General features: G+C 54.2%; 14 protein-coding genes. 7 read left to right on the top strand and 7 right to left on the bottom strand.

The features are described from left to right. Positions 1–128 precede the first annotated feature (128 nt). From BM416_RS14715 to BM416_RS14685, 7 genes are read left to right on the top strand one after another with little or no spacing between them, the layout of a single operon-like run. The gene (locus tag BM416_RS14715) at positions 129–1,064 is read left to right on the top strand and encodes a hypothetical protein (RefSeq protein ID WP_139237748.1); all 936 of its coding nucleotides are present in this window, start codon (positions 129–131) and stop codon (positions 1,062–1,064) included. Next, a complete protein-coding gene (gene dbpB, locus BM416_RS14710) occupies positions 1,061–2,182 on the top strand; it encodes a DGQHR domain-containing protein DpdB (protein WP_029290753.1) in 1,122 nt (373 codons plus the stop codon). Before BM416_RS14715 ends, dbpB (BM416_RS14710) begins: the two co-directional genes overlap by 4 nt. Next, the gene (dpdA, locus tag BM416_RS14705) at positions 2,179–3,477 is read left to right on the top strand and encodes a tRNA-guanine transglycosylase DpdA (protein WP_092488532.1); all 1,299 of its coding nucleotides are present in this window, start codon (positions 2,179–2,181) and stop codon (positions 3,475–3,477) included. Before dbpB (BM416_RS14710) ends, dpdA begins: the two co-directional genes overlap by 4 nt. Beyond that, positions 3,474–4,529: a DGQHR domain-containing protein DpdB gene (gene dbpB, locus BM416_RS14700; RefSeq protein ID WP_092488531.1), complete on the top strand. Its 1,056-nt coding sequence runs from the start codon at positions 3,474–3,476 to the stop codon at positions 4,527–4,529. The genes dpdA and dbpB (BM416_RS14700) overlap by 4 nt, the downstream gene beginning before the upstream one ends. Before the next feature lie 27 nt (positions 4,530–4,556). After that, complete coding sequence (queC, locus tag BM416_RS14695; RefSeq protein WP_092488530.1) at positions 4,557–5,261, top strand: 7-cyano-7-deazaguanine synthase QueC; 705 nt, start codon at positions 4,557–4,559, stop codon at positions 5,259–5,261. Continuing rightward, positions 5,258–5,890, top strand: a complete 633-nt coding sequence (gene queE / locus BM416_RS14690; protein ID WP_092488529.1) for a 7-carboxy-7-deazaguanine synthase — start codon at positions 5,258–5,260, stop codon at positions 5,888–5,890. Before queC ends, queE begins: the two co-directional genes overlap by 4 nt. Next, entirely contained in the window at positions 5,890–6,327 is a 438-nt protein-coding gene (locus BM416_RS14685) for a 6-carboxytetrahydropterin synthase (protein WP_218190219.1), read from the top strand. The genes queE and BM416_RS14685 overlap by 1 nt, the downstream gene beginning before the upstream one ends. A 4-nt stretch (positions 6,328–6,331) precedes the next feature. On the opposite strand, the gene dpdD is transcribed toward BM416_RS14685, so the two are convergent. The 7 genes from dpdD to dpdF are packed head-to-tail and all read right to left on the bottom strand — an operon-like array spanning position 6,332 to position 21,129. Next, on the bottom strand, positions 6,332–8,575 hold the full coding sequence (gene dpdD, locus BM416_RS14680; protein ID WP_092488528.1) for a protein DpdD: 2,244 nt from the start codon (positions 8,573–8,575) through the stop codon (positions 6,332–6,334). Further along, entirely contained in the window at positions 8,559–9,089 is a 531-nt protein-coding gene (dpdK, locus tag BM416_RS14675) for a phospholipase D-like domain-containing protein DpdK (protein WP_092488527.1), read from the bottom strand. Before dpdK ends, dpdD begins: the two co-directional genes overlap by 17 nt. Next, positions 9,086–13,846 (bottom strand): protein DpdJ, encoded by a 4,761-nt coding sequence (gene dpdJ, locus BM416_RS14670; protein ID WP_092488526.1) that lies wholly within the window; start codon positions 13,844–13,846, stop codon positions 9,086–9,088. Before dpdJ ends, dpdK begins: the two co-directional genes overlap by 4 nt. Further along, positions 13,837–14,574, bottom strand: coding sequence for a hypothetical protein (locus BM416_RS14665; RefSeq protein ID WP_092488525.1), 738 nt, complete (start codon positions 14,572–14,574; stop codon positions 13,837–13,839). The genes dpdJ and BM416_RS14665 overlap by 10 nt, the downstream gene beginning before the upstream one ends. Further along, a complete protein-coding gene (dpdH, locus tag BM416_RS14660; RefSeq protein WP_092488524.1) occupies positions 14,574–17,669 on the bottom strand; it encodes a protein DpdH in 3,096 nt (1,031 codons plus the stop codon). Before dpdH ends, BM416_RS14665 begins: the two co-directional genes overlap by 1 nt. Continuing rightward, positions 17,666–18,562: a protein DpdG gene (gene dpdG, locus BM416_RS14655; protein ID WP_092488523.1), complete on the bottom strand. Its 897-nt coding sequence runs from the start codon at positions 18,560–18,562 to the stop codon at positions 17,666–17,668. The genes dpdH and dpdG overlap by 4 nt, the downstream gene beginning before the upstream one ends. Continuing rightward, positions 18,559–21,129, bottom strand: coding sequence for a protein DpdF (gene dpdF / locus BM416_RS14650; RefSeq protein WP_175539064.1), 2,571 nt, complete (start codon positions 21,127–21,129; stop codon positions 18,559–18,561). The genes dpdG and dpdF overlap by 4 nt, the downstream gene beginning before the upstream one ends. Positions 21,130–21,137 lie beyond the last annotated feature (8 nt).

Below are 21,137 nucleotides of genomic sequence, written 5' to 3'. Positions count from 1 at the left end.
TAAGGCTCTTATACCAATCCTTCCGCATAAAAACTAGCCTAAGCGCATTGGCCCATACAGTTATTAAATGGTAAATTGTCAGCCTCAGATAAATGCAACCCCCGTCAAAACAGGCCTACAGTTTTCCCATGAGAACCGTCATCATCACCAACTGCACCAATCGAAAACGTCTCGACGGCCTGCCGCCGGTGGTACTGAACGACGAGTGTTATTCATCGATTGCTGCCATGGCAAAGGCGTGGAAGGGGCAGATAGACGAGCGTCCCACCACTCTGATGGCATCTTCACTTTACGTGGGTAGAAGCGTTTCTGACGCGAGGCGCGTAGCAACGAAGTTGGACGCGAAGCTAATGTTTGCGTCGACCGGCTTAGGGTTGATTGAAGGCGATCAGAGATGTCCACCGTACAACCTGACGGTGGCTCAGGATCCGAATTCTATCATCCCACGTCTCAAAAAATTGGGTGCGCGCGCGTCAGATTGGTGGGAAGCCGTAAATGTCACCCAATCAAAGGGAAGCGCCCTAGCGGACCTCGTCAGCCAACCCGACATCGACTTGGTGCTCATTGCCCTCTCTTCAAACTATGTGCAGTTGATAGGCGAAGACCTTGGAAAAATCAGGGAAACGAAGATCGACAAGCTTAGAATATTCACTTCGCGCCCAGGCATCGAGATGCTTCCCAGCCATTTACGACGCATCGCGATGCCCTATGACGAACGCCTTGAAACCTCAACACTACCAGGCACTCGCAACGATTTCCCTCAGAGAGCCCTGCGTCATTTCATTGAGATTCTTGAACTGTCGAGTGCTCCGGCCGAAATCGCTCGAAAGAGCGTCAGCGCGGCGATGGATCTTTTATCCCTAGCAAAAACGACCATCCGGCGGCGCGCATCCGACAGTGAAATTGCCTACATGCTTGAGTGTGTGTGGGCTGACTACCAAGGCAGTTCCACCCGATTGTTACGCTACTTAAGGGACGACGCCCTGGTGTCGTGCGAGCAGTCGCGCTTTCGGAGGATCTGGCAGGACATCAAAGGTCAAGACAGCATAGAGAGCAAAGCATGACGAGCGAAGATGCGATTGTGGTGCGCGCACTACGCACCACGCAAGGCGACAACCTTGATGTGTATGCATTATTCATCAGGGGATCTGACCTGGTCCGAATTGCCGACATCAGCCGCCTGTCGCGAGAAGATAGCAGTCCCCTCAAGGGTTTTCAGCGCCCCGAGATTAAGAGTCATGTCAAAGGGATCACTGAGTACCTCAATCAGGGAAATGTACTTTTTCCCAATGCAATTATCTTAGCGCTGTCTCCTGACCTACGCTTTGTTGCAGCACGCGGAAGCAAGCCGACAGGCGACGCGGGGCTTTCGCAAGCGGGTACGCTGACGATACCTATCAGGGAGGAAGGAATGAGGTCTGCCTGGATCGTGGATGGGCAACAGCGCTCATTGGCGTTGGCGAAAGCAGCCAATTCGGATCTTCCTGTGCCAGTGATCGGTTTTGTATCCGATAGCCTGACGACCCAGCGCGAGCAATTTATTTTGGTCAACAAGGCCAAACCCCTGCCCACTCGACTGATCAACGAACTGCTGCCGGAGACAGGCAGCATCCTTTTACCCCGCGAACTGAGTGCTCGCAAGGCACCAGCTGAGTTGTGCGGGCTTCTTAGCCGCGATCCCAACTCCCCTTTTCACAAACTCATAAAGCGATCGTCCGAGCAAAATAGCAAAGCAGTGATCACTGACACCGCTGTAATAACGATGATCCGCAATAGCATCAGTAATCCGTTGGGGGCGTTGGCTCCCTACACCTCCAGCACCGACGGTGCGGCGAACGTTGAGTCCATGTACAACCTACTGACGACCTTCTGGCGGGCAGTGCGTGATACGTTTCCAGAGGCGTGGGCACTTGAATCCAAGAGCAGTCGACTCATGCACTCAGCGGGGATCATCGCCATGGGAGTGCTTATGGATCGGATCTACGCCAAAATCGGTGGTCAGCGCGAAACCTACGAAGCCGTGCTACAAGAACTGGCCAGAGTAGCCCCTTACTGCGCATGGACAACAGGTCAGTGGCCGATGATTAATGTCCAGTGGAATGAAATCCAAAGTACCCCTCAAGATATCAAGGCGCTGCAAGAAACCTTGATCCGCCTCTATATGACCAGCGCTCACCAATGAAATTTTTATACGCCGACACCCAGGACTACGTAGACCCGGACTACGATTTCATCAACGATCGAAATGCGCCGGGCCGGAAGAGATACTGGGATGACCAGTATGCGCACGAAATGATGACCCCCGTCCCCTATGATGGGCTCTTGGTCTCGATGAGTGCAGTGCGACCTGCAAATGGCGTCGCTAATTCAAAGGTTCGGTACTCGACTTCCGAGCAGCAACGCTTCCTCAGAGAAGGCGCGCGCAAATTTCTACGACTTGATGGCATTCAGTTCAAAGATACTATGGTCCTAGGTGACTGCGGGGCTTTCGCCTATGTAGAGCACCCCACCCCTGCGTATAGCCCAAGTGAAGTAGTAGAGTTCTACTCAGATGCGGGATTCACCCACGGTTGCTCGCCGGACCATATCATATTCAACTGCGACTCTAGTAATCCTCCAGCGCTGAGCCAGTCGGAAGATGTGCTGTTTCGGTACGAAATTACGCTCAAAAACGCACAAGAGTTTCTGCGTTTAGTGAAGGAGGCGGAATGGCCTTTCGAACCTCTTGGAGCGGTACAGGGTTGGTCCCCTCAAAGCATGGCGAACGCTGCAAAACAACTCGAAGACATGGGTTATCGCTACTTGGCGATCGGAGGTCTAGTACCTTTGAAAGTCGATCAAATCCATGAGGTTTTGAAAGAGCTTCGAGCGGTCCTGAAGCCCGAGACAAATATTCATCTGCTGGGTTTTGCTAAAGCTGAGAACATCCATGAATTCACTGGTTATGGCATTACCAGCTTTGACTCAACCTCCCCCCTTATACGCGCATTTAAAGATGCAAAGTGTAATTACTACATGGGCAACAATACAACCAAACTGGATTATTACACTGCCATCCGTATTCCTCAGGCAATTGAAAATCCACGCCTGATGCAAGGAATTAAAAAAGGCACTCTGAGCGCAGAAGAGTTACAAACCAAAGAAAAAGCGGCGCTGCTAGCGATCCGTGACTACGATAAAAATCTTCTCGACTTTGATTCTACCTTAGCCGTACTAGTAGACTATCTCCGACTGACTCTATCCGGCACAATATTATCACCAATAGAAATGGAAAAAGAAATCGCCAAGCATGTCCGACTAATCTCACCCACACTGAGAGATAAACCGTGGCAAAAATGCCAATGTTCGATTTGTCAGTCAGTAGGTATCGAAACTATTATCTTTCGAGCCAGCAATCGAAACAAAAGACGCGGATTTCATAATTTAGGCGTGTACCACCGCCACCTTCAGAAAACTCTGGAACTTTCGAAACAATGATCTATCGATTTAAGGGTGTGCGCGCCCAACAGGCCTCCGAGCATGATGTATTTTCGTTTGCGGCCACCCCAAATGAAATTTTAGAATTTTCTGAAATTGAGAGAGTCGGCCGCGATGAAGAAGGCCACCTCAAAGGTTTTCAGCGCCACCAAGTCGCGTCGCACATCAGAGATATTCGTGACTATCTTCAGCGCGACGATGCATTGCTCCCTAATGCAATCATCTTGGCCTTTCTGGATGGGGTCACGATTAAAGACCTCGGCGAGGGTATTGTAGAAATCGTTATTGATACTACCGAATCCAAACCAGGCTTCGTGGTCGATGGACAACAACGACTCAGCGCCCTTGCGACGATGGAAAAACCTGGATTCCAGGTATTTGTATCTGCATTGATTTGTAAAGACTACAACGAACTGCGGCAGCAGTTTGTGCTGGTCAACAATACGAGGCCGCTGCCAAAATCGCTGATCTATGAACTTTTACCGACTGTTGACGGACTGCCCGAACGGTTCACCAGTCGTAAATTCGCTGCTCGTATTATTGACTTGTTGAATTTTCTGCCTAACTCCTCTCTATTTGGCGAGATCAAACAACATACGAATCCTAGAGGAGTACTAAGCGACATGGCGATGCAGAAGTTCGTGATGAACTCTGCGAATGATGGCGCGATTCGTAGCTTCATGAAGTTTGATGACTTTGAGGGGCGCAGCATTGAACTTATCAATAACTTCTTCCATGCAGTGCGTGTAGTTTTCAAATCGGAATGGGAGGGACTAGCGCCTAGGAATTCTCGCTTGAAGCACGGGGCGGGCTTGGTTTCCTTGAGTTTCGTTATGGAGTTGCTTTACTCCGATCAAGGCACAACCAGCAAGGAGGGATTTATCAAAGGTCTAAAACTTTTGAAACCTCATACGGCGTGGACAAGTGGCGAATGGCACATTTCTGCAACCGACCGACGCCCCTGGAACGGCATCCAAAACACGCCCACTGATATCGGGTTGCTCACCAAGTATCTGACCGACAAACTCAAGCAAGAACTGAAACGGCGCTAAATCAGAGCCAGTCCAGAGGAGAGCAGTATGCACAGCAAAGCCTTAGTTCTTTTTTCAGGCGGACAAGATTCCACCACCTGCCTTGCTTGGGCGCTGGAACGTTACGAGTACGTCGAGACCATTGGCTTTGATTATGGCCAGAGGCACGAAATAGAACTTGAGTGCCGGATAAATATCTTGCAGGAGATACGGAAGAGATTTCCGAACTGGGCTAAGCGGCTCGGTGAGGATCACGTGCTTGACCTCAGGTTACTCGGACAGATCAGCGATACAGCGATGACAGGTGAGAAAACCATAGAGTTTGAAAAGAACGGACTCCCCAACACCTTCGTTCCCGGACGTAATCTGCTGTTCTTCACCTTTGCTGCAGCCATCTCCTATCGAAGAGGGCTTAGTGTGCTTGTGGGTGGAATGTGTGAAACGGACTACTCAGGCTATCCAGATTGTCGAGACAACACGCTGAAGTCGCTGCAGGTCTCGCTCGGCCTTGGCATGGATATGCCGTTAGTTATCGAGACACCCTTGATGTGGCTGGATAAAAGACAAACCTGGGAGTTGGCCAAAGAACTCGGCGGAACTGGCTTTGTCGAGTTCGTTCAGGAAGAAACCCACACTTGTTACCTGGGTGATCGTCAGCGTCGACATGACTGGGGATATGGTTGCAACGACTGCCCCGCTTGCGAGTTGCGCCGAACCGGCTTCGAAGCATTCCTGCGAGATAACAACGCATGACCTACAGCATCAAAGAAATCTTCTACACCCTGCAAGGAGAAGGGCTTCGAGCGGGCCGACCAGCAGTGTTCTGTCGCTTTGCAGGGTGCAATCTTTGGAGTGGCCGAGAAGCCGACCGCTCCCAAGCTGTTTGCCAGTTCTGCGACACCGATTTTGTGGGTACGAACGGAACCTTGGGTGGCAAGTACCTGACCGCGGAGAACTTGGTCGAGCGAATTGCCTCGCAGTGGCCGGTTGGCCAAGCGCACCGTTATGTCGTGCTCACAGGGGGCGAGCCCTTGCTGCAGGTCGATGACGCGCTGATCGACGCACTTCATAACCAAGATTTCGAGGTGGCCGTTGAAACTAATGGCACCATCGCGGCGCCTGCAGGGATCGACTGGATCTGTGTCAGCCCCAAGGCTGGTACAGAGTGGGTACAGCGAAGCGGTGACGAATTGAAACTCGTTTACCCACAGCCGGGACTGCTGCCCGACACCATTACAACCAACAACTTTAAGTACTACCTATTGCAACCAATGGATGGTCCATTGCAACGCCAAAACACTCGGTCTGCGATTGCTTATTGTCAAGCCAACACCACGTGGCGACTGTCCGTGCAAACACACAAGATATTGGAGATCCGATGATGTCCACGCCTGCAGTTGCTCGCCCCTATCCTTCGTCCGCCGCTGAGCCTATGGTCAACTCGAATGGCACAGTCTGCGAATTGTCGCAGCGGTTCTACTTCGAGGCTGCCCATACGTTGAATCGTGGCATAGAGACCGAGAGTAGCCGGCGCATCCATGGACATACCTATGAAGCGGAGGTCACCGTCGCAGGTCAACCAGATGCCAACTCCGGGATGCTCATTGATCTGGGCTACCTACGGAGCGAGATTGCCCGCGTTCGCGAGATGCTCGATCACCGATTACTTGACGAGGTGCAGGATCTGGGGCCGGCCACAATCGAAAACCTATGTGCGTTTATCCGTAAGCAACTCGAAGGTTCAGTGCCTAGCCTTTGCGCCGTGATGGTCGAGCGTCGCCTCAGTGGTGACCGTTGTGTGTTGCGTTGGACAAGGTGACTTCTCACGAAATCTGACTCTTATTGATCACGCAATCCACGATGCGAGTCGTACCGCTCCCTTCAACTTGAAGTAACGCTGCATCGGGCCGCAATGCAGCCTTGATGCAAAAGAAAGCCTGATGGGTAGCGACCCCTGAAACAAACACTACCCAGTCTGCATTACGAGTTCCATTCTTCAGGCGCGTGCTACATACCTCATCAGAGTTGATCTCAATTTTGGCCAATGGGAGAGCCTCTTCAAGTATTAACGCTGCACGTCGAATGGCTTGAATGTCCAAGCTGTAAAGGAAGATACGGACCCTGACGTCTGTTCGAGCTTTTTCTGCTTCATCCACTTCGTCGTCGAGTCGTTTGGGGAACTCAAGACCAAACTCTTGTACAAGCAGTTTTAGCAGGCCGCGCTCTGCAAGAGACAGTCGGGTCCAGCAATGGGTCACAGCTTGAACGATCCTAGTAGTCCACCGCAGGCGCGCCTCCTCGTCACGACAAGGATGCATAACCAACAAATCTGTCACGTCCAATGCCCATGCGGCTTCGCGTGGCGACAGCGGACTGGACAATACAGTAGCAAGCCTTTCTATAAGTCCTGTGTATTCAGACGACGTCAATCCGGCGATTAGACTATGTCGGAGTGCCAGCCTGATCATCTCTCGCTCACTATCTCCAAGACGGTCTCGCACGTTTAAGGCTTCAATGAACCCCAAATAGAGTTGACTAAGCACGCTCGAGGGTGGAGTTTGGACGATGAGCCAGTCAAACCAAATAGGAAATAGGGATTCGAACAAGGGCGACGAGTCGAGAGCAGAGTCCTCTACGCTCGACAACAACGACTGGATGAAACTGGACTTGGCCAACAGAGCACTAGCCTCGGGCGACTGAACCAGTTCCCGCCAATAGACTATGACGTCGTCAACGGCCATCGGCGTATGCGTCGCCTGCAGTTGTTCTTGAAGCGATTCGCACACTTCCTCAGCGGCCAACTTCTCTACATCAGAGAGCAACCGAGCCCGAGCAGTGCGGACCTCCGCGGCAGTGTCCGGAGCACTCAAGGACAGCCGATCGAGCACCTCACGAGCGTGGCCAGGATCGCCAACCTCCTTGGCACAACGCAATTGGGCTTGGAACACTTCGACTGAATCGGCCAGTGGCAGAAGCAAAGCGAGAGCCTGCTCATAGCGCTCCAACTCCATTTCATGGAGTGCCTGCACAATTCCGGACTTGCTCTGCAGGGTCTTCGCCATAGCCATGATGGCGTCAGAAGCGGGCCCAAAAGCATTTGGTCCAAGGTCATTTAGCAGGGTCACGCAGAGTTCGGCGGAAGGCTGTTCCAAAGACAACTCATGAAGCAAAAAGCCCTTAAGAGCCGCTGGGCGACGGCTACGCCCGCGGCTTTTGAGCAGAGGAGCAGCCATGGTCCGAATCCGCTCTGCGAAAGCGTTCACCAACTGAATGGCGGCGCCCTGTGCTTCGACTTGGGCTAAGAACGTCTCGTAGAGCGCGTCCCAGATGTCACCGTAAGTCTCCGGCGGCAAGCGAACCTTGATAAGGTCATCCCATTGGGGATGATTCAGAATTCGATCCCATCGGCCAAAGGCTGAATGTAAACGTATTTCCAGGAAGGTCCGGTTTTCAGCGCTGAGACCATGCTGGTCTCGTAGCGCCGCCATCGCTGCCATCGCTGCGCTTTCATTGCTAGCCACTAAGGCGCGGTCAAACAACGCTCGCAACTGGTGAAACGTACGCAGTTCCTGCCTGGGCCTGGGCGGGCGTTGGTCCAAGAGTTGCCAGTAGCGTTGCCAACTTTTGATTACGCGCGGCTCAAACTTCGGCGTGATAGCAAAAAAGGCAATCGCATTCAGACCAGCCTGCGCCAATATAGCTTTCGCGCTCGCTTGTGCGATAGAGAGCGCCACACCGTCAATCTCAAAGTCACCAAAGCTCGGCCCAATGAAAGCACGCATTTCATCGTTCAGTTCACGCGAACTTAGCTCATCGTGCGAACAGGCCAGCCAACAGGTTCGCTCATCGGTAACCTCAGAAAATGGCAAGAGGAGAGGTCGATCCTTGAAGCCTTTCGCAAAGCGGGCGACAGCTGGAACCAAGGCCTCAGGTACCGCCTGGCCATTAAGAGCTTTAGACGAGGCTAGAGGGCTCACATAAATGTTAAGACCTGAAAAGAACTGACTGAGTAAGGCCTGAGAGACTACCACTGCGGGGTTTACCATTTGGCTAGAGGCTAATGCCATGGTTCGCAAACTCCAGTCGGATGCTAGATACTGTCTGCGGGTTGAAATCAACAACGAGTGATTCAGCGTTCAGGCCGATACCGCGCTCAGTGAGGTTCATCGATCCACCTATCCAGACTCGGTCGGTGAGCAATCCCTTCGTGTGAAAATCAGGAATCTCGGACCATTGCAACGAATCTTGCAGACCAGCATCTTTCAGCGCCGCGCGCAAGCGCTTGCCGAAAGGCTTATTGTGAGGTTCAGGTCGTACGCGAATATCTAACTGTGTATTGTTAGATGCGATAGTCACCAATACCTCAATCAAACGAATGCCGCGACGGCTCCACTCCGGATTAAGCCCCTCAAAACTGCCCGTTGAATTGTCGAAAATAACAATGTTGGTAACCCATGGAGCGGCTAAGTAGAGCGTCCTGCTGGGAAGCAGGATCTCCTCGGCCAAAACCATGGCTATAACATCACGAGCGGCTTGAGGGGAAGTCGTGGCCGACTTGAAAATGTGGCGTACGTTTGTCATAGAGCGTCCGGTATCGAAAATGTCCACTCGATGCGATCACCGAGGCGCTTGACCTCACAGAGTTGAGCGAAGACGTTTAGATAGTCAAATTGAATTGGCTCTATCGCCAAGGCTGCGATCACCTTGGGCAATAGTGCTCGGGCATCGGCGGCCGGTACTGAAATAACCGCACGCGAAGTGGCGAGTAAGCATTTTCGCAATTGCTCCTGCCAGTCCAGATCAGTCGGATCGATCGGTTGAGAACGAGGTGTCAGCCACTGCTCCACCAGGAGCCGTTCGGTATCTATAGCGAACGGCGAGAAGCGATTGGACCATGGCATTGCAACAGCGCGCAGCGCATGCCCTTGAGGCCACAATATCCCCATTAGCACCCCGAAGCGCCATGCCATGCGATTGCCGAAAGGAAGGACCTGCCCAGCGCTTGCAAATGCCCGATCGAGATAATCATCCGCACTGAACAATGCGCAGACGACCCTAACGTCTATCTCGACATTATGTAACGCTTCCAACGCATCCCAGCGCTCGTGGATCAGAGCCAATAGACAATCCAACTCGTCTGGGGTGTTCGGCCGCAACAATCGCATGCTCAGAGCCACGCTGTAGCTGTGGAATATCGATTGTCCCTGAGTTACTAGACTGGACCGCAGAGCGGCTAAATGCTTGGCAGCATCGGCAGAACTCATCGCTTGTCGAACTTGCATTACCGCCTCAGTAATAGTGGAGTTCGGCTTTGATCCACCAAGCCATTGGATTACCTGGCGCAATTGAGTGTTTGTCCATTCAAAGTCACGCGGGCTTAAGGCCGCCTCGATATGACGGAAAAGGCTATCGGGGCGAGTCGCTAACAATTCCGCGACGTTCTCAATCAGACCATTGCCACCAGGATTGACCTCGGAGACCCAAATTTCGAACCCTGGCTGGGGGTCACCATCATCACTACGCACGTCGATGTCTACAATCAACCCGTCGGGATCAATCTGGGGGCACGCTTGCTGTATTGCTTCCAGGCAAGCGGCACCGAGCGTGGCGCGGATCGACAGGGCGAGCCAGTCGTTCCACCCCTCATCAATAGGTTCGACTAGTACGCGAGATGCGTAACGCACTGCTTTACGCACCGCTTCTGTCTTCAGAGCCTCATCTAGCTTTTGACGAAGCTTGTCCGCCCCCTCCTCACTACTTTCGATATCCGGGACCTGGAACACCGCCTGCAGGACGTTGAGTAGCGTGTCCATCCTGGCGCCGTCAGCAACGTAGTCCAAGGAGTCGCGCAGCGAGACTTCCTCAGCCATTGCTACTTGAAGGGCAGCAATTTGGAAAATCTGTGCGACCCACCCGCGCAAGAATGGATTCGGTACTGCAATGCAGAATTCGGGGCTCTGGCGAGCCTCCCAGTTGTAGCGAGCTGCACGAGTTGCACGCAAACGTCGCGGATCATCCCAATCGATGGCGCCGCTGAGATCGTGCGGCAAATCCAACTCCAGTACCAACGCATCGACATCAATTTCGAAGCCCACACCGCAGGGATGGCCTGAATGCATGAACTGCCAGTCGACAGTGACGCGCTCGCTCTTACTTCCAGATCGCAATCGCAACTCTGCGCGCGAACTTACGGCATAGCGGCGTACAAAAGCATTGGATTGTTCAGCGTGGGTGTGAACAACCACTCTCTTGATCAGCTGGCTGATCCCAATGTGCGTCGGACTGGTCAGTGGCACGCCCTGGTAGGGTGCCTGTAGGAAGGATTTCCACTGCAACTGAGCGTTGGATGTGTCACTTAGCTCGGGGGCTCCATTGCCCCCCCGAGCCACTGAAGACAGGCGGGCTGCCGCTGGACGAAACGCTTTGAAAGTCACTCGGGCGGAGTCGTCCTGGACGACAAAATTTCTTTGAGGCTCGAGGTCGTACCATGTAGATACCTCTACATCCTCAGACACTTCGGTGCTACCGCAAGCGAAGAATCGAGCCAGCGCCGGCCCATCAACGCCCAACCAAAGGGCATCATCATAACGACGCGAGACCCTACCGGGCGCAAACTCAGCTAAACCGTGTTGAACAGGCAGATACTGCTCTTCAACGCTGCCATTGCGCGCAAGCCACTCGATGCGCATTTCCGGCAGACTTAGATCGGCAAAGAGGCTAGCGGGAATGAAGTCCGGTAATGGATGGCCCGCTTGGTAGTCTTTCCCTTGTTCGCCACTTGCACGCCAGTTTGATGCTAGCCGACGAACAGTTGTAGGAATCGCGCCAAGCATTAGCGGACGTGGATGACTCCACATGAGCAAATTCATATCGTCGACCGTCAGCGCCAATCGGTTAGCTAGGCTGCGAACAAGACGATCGACTTTCGCTGGACTCTCCTGAAGATCACCCAGCAACTTGACAACACGCTGGTGTTGCAACCGCTTGGCCAACCAATTGGCACCTGCAAACTTAACAGCTGACTCCCCATGGGGAGCGAGGCTGCATGCTTGATTCCTGAGCGCTTTCCACTCCTGCGCAGAGAGCGGGAATGTTACACCTTCCGCTAGGCGCTTTACTAAAACAAACGCATCCGGGTCCCACCCATGCGGTGTGCTCTCAATATTTGGGTAAGCCAAGTCGCGCCAAACCGACAGAGGTGGTTGGTCACGGCAAGTTAAGTCTCCTAACTCGTCGAGCAACGCGTAGACCGCTTGCATTCGTTGGACGTAGCGATTGCCTAAAGGCAGTTGGCGCGCTGGAAGATCTGGATCGAACAACTGATCGTAGGCTTGATAGGCCAGACGGTCGCGACCGTAATCCGTGAGCACAACGACAGTCCATGGTCGCATGTGACGCGTTCGACCCGCTCGCCCTTTGCGTTGCAAGAACGATGCGATGTCTCTCGGCGCCTTGTGCTGAACTACAACGCCTACTGCCGGGTCATCGAAGCCTACTTCTAGAGCAGACGTAGCAACTACAACTTCTGTATGAGTACAAACCCCACTATCTAATGCAGTCGTACGCCCGACTCCGAGCCGATGGGTGAGATCGTGGCCAATGGCCTGTGGAACACTCCAGTCTTGCCCGGCGAAGTAGCGCGGGGTGCCCATGATGGGAGTAGATCCATCACGCAGCAGCGCCAGACCACCACGAGGATGTTTAATCAGGTTCGAGTTGCCACTAGGATGATAACGTCCCTCAGCATCGAGCAAGTCCTTGAAGAGTCTGTTCGTTGCGTCCAACTGATCAGTAAACGCAAATGCCCGCCAACCGAAAAATGGCATTGCTTTTTTATCAAAAATCCCTGGCGGATCGAGCAAGCGAGCACTCAGCATCAGCGTCTGGATAGTCGTGGACAACAGAGCCGTCTGAGACACTGGATCACCGCGCAGAGCGAGCATGTACTCGCTCCCTTCCTCCTCAATCTCTTCCTCTAGCGGTTTGATCTCCTCAACAACCGTTGGACTCAGTCCTGTTAAGTGGGAGAAAAAGGTTTGGCCTTCCGCGATGGTAGCGGACAACCCGACAAAACTAGAGCGCCGCCCGCTGGCGGCCCACCAACGACGTAACAGGTAGGCCACCTGAGCCCCATAACTGCCGGAATACAGGTGAACCTCGTCCAGCAAGATGAGGTCAGGGGCTCGTTCGGCCTTAGGACCCACACCAAAGACATGGCGCAAGTCGCTGCTAGGTAAATGCCGATTCAGCATTTCCACCGATGTGAAAAGAATGTCCGGTGGGTCAGATTGTATTGTGTCGCGGGTGAATGCCAGAGTACGTCCATCTACGACGGCGCTGCACTTCGGGCAGACGATGCGCTCCAGGCCCTTTTCCACATCACTTTGGCGCAGCACCATTTCCCCGTGCTGACTGTCGTTAGGACAATTAAAGAACGGTACGCGTTTGCCCTGGGAGTGCTTGAGCCATTTGGCCTTGGCGACCTTCGTAGGTGTGTCCCCAAAAAGAACACCTACGCGCAGAGGTCGCCCTCCACGACGTCCGATCCAGCTATCGAACTTGCGACATTGATCATAGACTTCGGCGAGTTGGTCCTTTAGCAATTCATTACGAGGATAGAGAGCTAACACCCTTACCCCACCGACAGTCACTGGCGGCACTCGTTGGGAGGCCAGCCATGACAACGCGGGTAGATAGAATGCGAGGGTCTTTCCGCTACCAGTCCCAGCGGATACCAACGTACCCTGACAGATCCCCTCCTCCAAGCCAGTCAAAATACGTTCAACCGATTTCACCTGGAACTGCGAGAGACCACCCCCCTGATCCATATGATCTAGCCAGGCCTTGAGGGCCTCCAGCAATAGCGGCGATTTCACCACGTCATCCAACCTTGCATAAACGCTGGCGCCATCCACATTTCTAAGGGGGTAACGGCGGGGGCGTCTAAGGAAGCGATAGTCCGCTACCAGTGTGGCGGCTTCGGCCCACTTGTCCGTACCATGCTTGGGAAATAGTTGACGAAGTTGGGCGATCAACCGCACCCCTTCGGCCATCCGCGTACGCCAGCGCACCTCCTGATCACCCGCAAATGGCACTTGAAACAACATATTGCGATCAACCAACAGGTCTCGCAGATCCTTTGGTGTTTGAATGCTGCAATTCGGATCATTCTTGGCAGAAATTGCCTTCGGCGCGCTGAGCGCCCGTTGAAGCGCCTCCGTGACTTCATCGCGACTGAGGGCATTGTCAATCAACCCCCAGATCAGACAGCGCGCTTCCTGCGCCTCAAGCTCATCGAGTGCGAGTTCGGCCAACAGCAAATCTGGAGCTAGAGCCATGACACATTGGCCTTCGACTTCACTACGAATCGGTTGGGGTCATCATTTTCCCGGAGCCATTCCATCACCTCAGGAGTAATCAAATCCAATGAAGCCCCTCCACTCTCTATGGCCTTGAGAAATAACCGAATGGCCTCTGGTGCTGTACCTTTGAGTTGCTCTCGTAGGCCCTGCAGCATGCTCATTGCGCTGATCATCTCGTCCGAAGTCGATGCACTGGCTGGCAAGTCAGCGCGGACAATCGCTGAGTACTTGGCGTAATGCTGCCTGTAAGTCTCCAGAAGGCTCTCGTTGGCGGGTGTTTTGAGCATCCGCCCGTCTAAGACTGAAGGCGTTTCCACATACCCCAGACTCTCAATAAATTGGCGCCATTGGTCGCGGGCAGCGCTGCGGGCGTCCTCATTGGCCGATGCTGCCGCTGCCGTCAGTCGGATCCACAGGTTATCCGTGGCCAAATCCTGCACATTGCCACCTGCAAGGAGCAGCTTTTGCGCTTGCTGCGCCAAACTCCTCACGTTGCAATCAGCTTGGGCGATATCTTCGCGCACGAGTAAGTAGGGATCGACAATGCGGACCTTTTCCATCAGCGCTTGCCTAGTGTCCGCGTGCCGCCCCCACTCGCGTAGGCGCTGCTGAAGCGCTGAAATCTCCTGGCGGGTCTGGTTGGCAATTTTGGCGTTCTGCAGCCCTACACGCAGTTGGCCGCAGGTTTGAATCAGAGTCGACATCAGCTCTCCCACTCTAGGCGCTTAATCAGTTCATGACGTTGGGCGAGTGCATGTTCAGACTCAACCGAACGAGTCTGGCTTTGGATCGAGCTATTAAGGCTGTTGAAGAAGCGGTTCAATTCCGACACATCGCACGCCAATTGGCTTAGACGAGGCAGGGGCACGGCACACAATGCAGCTAGACGTAAAGGTGCCGCTTCGTCGGTCGACGGTATGCTCATTTTATGTATCCGCTGGATAACCGATTCAATTCCGTCCAGTGATAATCGACCAATAATGCCGTGAACTTCAGACTCTTTGATGCCAGATGGCCATGCCGCGAGATCCAAGGCTTCTTTCACCAACTGACGCATCTCTTCGCGCCAAGCTATGCGCGCGTGGTCAGCTTCAAAAGCAGCGCTTGTCAAAGGCAAAAGCGACTGCATCGTGCTCTGCAGAGTGCTCGCCAGCGCAGGCAGGCCAGCAGTAGAAATACGCTCAAGCACATCGGACGCGTCTTCGCTCAGACGATCGCGGCCTTTCAACCCTAGGACCCACCGCTGTGGCAGTTCAGCCCTCCAAGCCTGCCGCAGGCGGTCGCTATCAATCGCCATAACCGTGCCGCCTCGATCGCCTTGGAAGCATCCGATTAGTTGCTTTAACCGATCCTGCAATTCGGATCGCGCGGCAGTTGCCTTACTTCGGACTTCCAAACATCTGGCCACCGATGAGTCTACACGCGAGTCTCGGTAAATCGACTCATCCGGACTGGCAGCGAATAACTCTTTGAAGTTAGGAGCATCCGGTTGGCCACGCGAGCTCAGCCCGAGAAGGAGGCTTTGGGTGTGCAGGGCGCGCGCTAGCATGCCGGTGTCGCACTCTGCTTCAGTGCTGAGCAAGCGTAGCACTTGGCTTTCCAGTTGCTCCAATAGGACGTTAGCCGCCGCATAATCGGCTTCTGCGCCCTCGTAACACCAAGACTTTGCGTTCTTTTCCCAGCGGGCCAACGCCTTGAGTCCAGTCTGGACACTAGCCGGAATCGGCTGATCCTGGCCGACAACTTGAATGATCAAGCCATTGTTGGGATTGCCTACCGTAGTCGTGGGTGGCAACCAAAACCAACTCGCCTCGATTTTCTGGCCTTTCAAGCAGAAATTACCGAGATCCAAGCGAATGTCCAGCGCAGAGGCGATCAGATTGCGCGTTTCTCTAGCGTATGTATTTGGCAACCGATTGTTAGGCGTCCATGCTTCAAGCGCATCCGCGTACGCTGAGATATCAGGAACAGGCAGAGTCGACTCAATTTTGGGAGTCGGTGGCGAGGAGGCAGCGGGGGTAGCAGATTGCTGAGTCCCCACAGTTAAGTTACTTGGCGTGGTCGACACCGTGGGCTGACGCTCGGGAGCGCCGGCAGTGCCAAACGGCCAGGGCAATGAGAATGTCTCGAAAACAACCTTAGAGATAGGCGCACGAGCCGTCAAACTGGTAGGTCTGCCGCCCCAATAATGCAGTACTACTTCAAGCCTTTGCGACTGAACTTGTGAATATCCCTTGCGCTGCAGTTCGGTACGCACTTCAGCAATCAGTCTCGGAGACTTGAATCCGGCCGGCGGGAATTGCCCTTCCACGAAGGAGAGCCGTTCAGCGAGGGTCTTACGCAGAACCTCATTAATGAAGGCCCTTGGGTTATAGTTCCAAACTCCACCCAGTTTCATTGCAACCTCGGCAAGGCCGCGAATAGCGTTCACATTGAACGGAAACAGCGAATAGCCCCTGCCGCTACGACCGAACGCATCCAACCGTTCCGCAGCATCAGTATCCAGCGGCTCATCGAACGTAGGCACCCATGCATACAGATCAGTACCGGCTAGTGAAGCCTTAGAGAACTCACGCTTAAGGTACCTAACCCCCCAGCGCGCGGCATTGAGGTAGCGCCCAGTTAACTCCACAAGTTTGCCGACAATCAGCTCTTCGGATAGCCCCTCGCTAGGGACTACCCACTGCTCCTTAGCGCGAGTCAAGACGGTTTGCCGACCAGCCAGAAAGCCATCAGTCACGGCAACAGCAGTACGTATCGGTGCACGTACCCGACGTCCGTGTTCATCGCTCTCGGCAATCATGATATCTAGCAACGGCTGCTGGATTCCCGACAAGGCCGCTAAGTCCTCAATCAGGAGTACGAGTTCCTTTCCATCCGTGAGAAGTTGTCGGCGAATGTCATCAACCACGTCCTGGATGGACTTTTGTTGCAAAGCCTCAGTGACCCGGAAAACGGTGCGCAAAGCATTATCTAGTACTTCCTGCAAGATTTCCGCGGCAGTGCTTCGATATCGGCCGTTAGCATTGCCTAGAAACGCTAGCGCCGACTGCACTCGATGTGGCAGGTCTTGCCCTGGTGCGTCTTCTGGTGGCTCCAGGTCCACATCGCGAAACTGCCGATCTACTGGGTTCGAAGTGCCGCCAAAGCTTGCGCCGACAATACGAAGCAGCACCTTGCTCAGCCAGAGGTCACGCGCCTCAGGCGACAGTATCAGACTGCGAGCGTGCTCAGCTACAGCAACAAAAGGTTTGAGATCACCGTTTTCCGATGGTGAGTTCTGAACCAGTTCAACGGTACGCTCACGGTATTCCTTCAACCCCTCGCCCATGGCTGCCGCCAGAAGTTCCGCCGCAGTGGACGGTGTCAACGCCTCGGAAGCACGCTGTAGTTCACGCTTTAGAGCTTCGTACTGTTCGTTGGCGAGAGGCTCGAGGATTAACTCAACAACGCGGCGCAGGCTAGCGGTTTTGGGAATCGAAACGACCACCAATTCTTTGCGACGGGGATGTCGCTCCAACTGGGCGCGCAACCAGCGCACCATATGGGACTTGCCAACACCGGAGGCGCCCGTAATGGCGACAACTACAGCGCTACCATCCGTAACGGGGCGCATCAGTTCATCCAGCAGGGCGATCTCATCAGCCGATACCTCAAGCCCACTCTGAGCCGACCGTCGCAACAACGTAGTTGGCTCATGGACGGCTAAGAGCAGGGCCTCATCGACGGTTTCAGCCTCCGTGCGTAGGCACTCGGCGGCATGGTCAGATATCGGCCAATATTGTTGCAGCATGCTCATGCCTCGCCTCCTTGCGCCGGCCGCGTGATCCATTGGAAGGTCAGGTCACTGCGCGCTCCGTTAGCGCCAGTGAGCGTGATGGAACTGCCGAGATCGGCCTTTTGCTGAGGAAGTAATTCACCGCTATTCCAAAGGTTTAGCAGCGCCCGAGACAATGCCGTGGATATCTGCCCAGGCTGGCGCAATGGCAAAGCAGCAAGGTCAACATACTCTAGGACCTCTCGCTGCCAGCGACCTCCATCTAGCACCGGCAAGACTGCACTTAGGCGCTCTACGAACTTTTCCGCGGGCATGCCTGAACCAGGTATGAGAACCTCATTCAAGGCGTCACGTACTGCCACGGTAGGGTCAATGGCAGCAAAGGGATGGCGGCTAAACCCAAGAAACGGCGCCCAGAATTGAAGGCCAGACCGTCGTCCAGAGTTGCGCATCAACAGCCGCTCTGGATCGAGGATCTGCTGTGACTCCTGCATTTCAAACTGGTCGAAGGATGCACGATAGATATCCTGTGCAAGCATCCATGCCAGCGACCGCGTTAAATCGGCAGCCCGAGCACCTTGGCTAGCCCAAATATCCGGATTGTTCTCCTCCGCCAAAGCTTGGCGGCAAGCCATCCGCCGCGTGAATGGTAAGACTTCCAGCATGGAGAGGTTCCGAGAGGGCAGGCGGTCTTTGACGAAAACAAGCCCCTCCTCCCGAACAAACAATCCAAGTTCCACCCAGCGGTTCAAGGTGTTACGTGCCTGTTTCCCTTCGTCGTCAACGAGCGCGCTTGGAGCTACAGCCTCTAGCAACTCGGTTTCGGAAATCGGTTTGGCTGCACGCAACACTGTCGCATGCAGTGCGACGAGGATGTTGGGCAATCCGTCATTGGTAATGTTCAAAAGGCTCATGCAATCAACTTCCGCAAGACCATTTCCTCATCTGCATGGGCAATTATGGAAACCCAAGATCGTTCCGGCCGGTACGGGTCCGGCAACTGGCTGTCGATAAAGACGACAGTCATCGCACTAGGAGAGGTACGCAATGCTGTAGCAGCCTGAGTCGTGATCCTCGACTCAGCCCACAGAATGAATCGGACTTCGTCAGTGGCCCCATGCAAGGCGATGGAATCGAGAGGGTCGAAGCGATCGACAAAGGTGTCGCTGCGCGTTATTGCCATTTGCTCAATCAGCCCTTCGACCAGGACGTTGCTAATCGACTGTGGCACTAGCAAGGAGTGGGGGCGTACCTTTTGCAGCATCAACGCGAAGCACGAGCGGCTATCAGCGCAATTGCGTATCAAATCGTGAATCGCAACAAACACCAAGCTAGGCTGGTCCTGCGGGAAGCTTTGGAGTGTTGGCCATTGCTCGATGCGGAGTGAAAACTGGGCGATTCTCGCTACGAACGGACGCAATCGACGCAGGGGCATGCGATTACCAGCCCAGTGCTGCTTACAGCCTCCGCAATATGCCGTCACCGGCCCCCATTGGTTGGGTAGTGCCAAACCATAGAGTTGGACTAGTGCATGCGATATCTCGACTTGAGACGTGGCAGTCCGCGCCATCAGATCAAATGCCTTATCCGTAGCCAGAAGCAGCCCGGTTCGGGCTGCATTCATTTGCTCTTCAAAGACTGCACGATCACGGTGATTCGGATGGCGGATTCGCAAGCCCGCATAGGCTACTTGGGAATCGCTGTACTCCGTATCCTCACTAGAGTTACCGCTACCGGGTGGCAAAGAACTCAACGCGGTGATTTCGATGAGACCAGCGGTGGCCATTAGGTTGAGCGTTCGCAGATTCCATATCCGGTTCATCCTCCCCTTTACGCTCAATTTGGCCCTCAGCCGATTGAGATCAACCCAAATCTCACCGTCCCGCGTAACCGGGCGAGCCGGATCGTCGAGCAAAGATTCCCATCGGTCATAGCCCAACTCATTACCAATCAGCGTCGGACCAGACATCTCCTTGGCCTGTTCAAAATCCTGCTCTGTGTAAAGCAACAGACTTGCAGAGGCTTTGCCGTCTCGTCCGCTTCGCCCAACTTCCTGATAAAAACGATCGAGCGACTCAGGAAGCGTGGCGTGAATTACCGTCCGTACGTCGCTCTTGTCTACTCCAAGGCCAAATGCTGAAGTCGCTACCATGCCATCGAGCGTGTTGGCGTCCCAGGCCGAGATCAGAGTTTGACGCTGCTGCGGGGGCGTGTCGCCGGTGAAGGCGGCTATCCGACCCAGTCCATTCTCAATCAATAAACGAGTCCATTCCTCAGCCTCATCAGGCCTAGTCACATAAAGGATGAAGGGCCGTGGCGACTTCATCACCGCTTCCAGAACGCGATTCACCTGTTCCGCAGGAGAGACCATCGCCTTCATCGCGTAGCGCGGCTCCGGCCGCAGGTAAATCCCAGAAACCACGCAATGACCGTTAGTCCCAGCAAATAGAGCTTGCAAGCTCGTGACGGTATGCGGAGTAAGGGTGGCTGAGGCTAGTGCGATACGTATGGCCTGCGGCGATTCAGGATTGCGCGCATGACGAAGGCTGGCTATGAAGGCAGGCAGCAACTGGAAGGCCGGACGAAATCCGCTACCCCAAGTTACCACCAAGTGCGCTTCATCGATCACAATGTGTGAGATACGACCTTCATATGCACAGTCGAGCAAGATGCTGCGCAGCGAACCGGTGGCGGCTTCTGGGGAGGTGAAAAGGACCCGCTGCTCGCCACTGCGCAGGGCGAGGAAGATGGAAGCCCTCTCTTCTACCGACAGGCCACTGTGAAAAGACAGATGGCGCTCCGTCCAATGGGAATCGCGAGCTTTAAGGAGTTCTGCCATTCGACGGCCTTGATCGATTGCCAACGCTACAGTAGGCACGATCACCAAGGTCAAAGTGCCTTGACCGCCTAACAGCGGGGGAATCTGGGCCAACAACGACTTGCCACTACCAGTCGGCAAATTGGCAATTAGCGTCATGTCTGCGGGCAGGTGCATCTGCGCTCGAATTGCCTCACGTTGACCTGGACCGGTGTACGCTGTTTTACCCAACAGAGTGCGTAGCGGTGGATCCGCCGTTACCCAGGTGTGAAGGCGCGCCTCGACACCATTGAACGCGTCGTCAAATATATCTTGCTGCTCACCCAGCCACTCTAACCGGGGGTAGATAGGACGTACCTGAGCAGCCCCCCCAATCACCGCCACTTCAAAGCCCTGCTCGTGCCAAACTTCACTGGCTGGCCAAGGTGGAGCAAGGGGAACTTGCAGCCAAGCCCGAGCCCCACCCTTGGCTTGGGCTAGCAGCCAATGTCGTAACAGCGCGATCAGATCAATAAAGGTGGCTGTTCCACGCTGACCCAACAGTTCCCGCAGGCATTGCTGAGCACGGCCCAAAAGGCTGTCAGCGGCGGTCTCACCTTCTAGATAGACATGACTGTCTGGCCAATGGGCCAGGGTTTCGCGCAGGTCGAATTCAGAAAACATAGTGAAGG

This window comes from Pseudomonas sp. NFACC42-2, from assembly GCF_900116055.1.
GTDB lineage: Bacteria > Pseudomonadota > Gammaproteobacteria > Pseudomonadales > Pseudomonadaceae > Aquipseudomonas > Aquipseudomonas marginalis.
The sequence above is the reverse complement of the archived record's forward strand: the minus strand, read 5'-3'. Positions and strand labels throughout refer to the sequence as shown.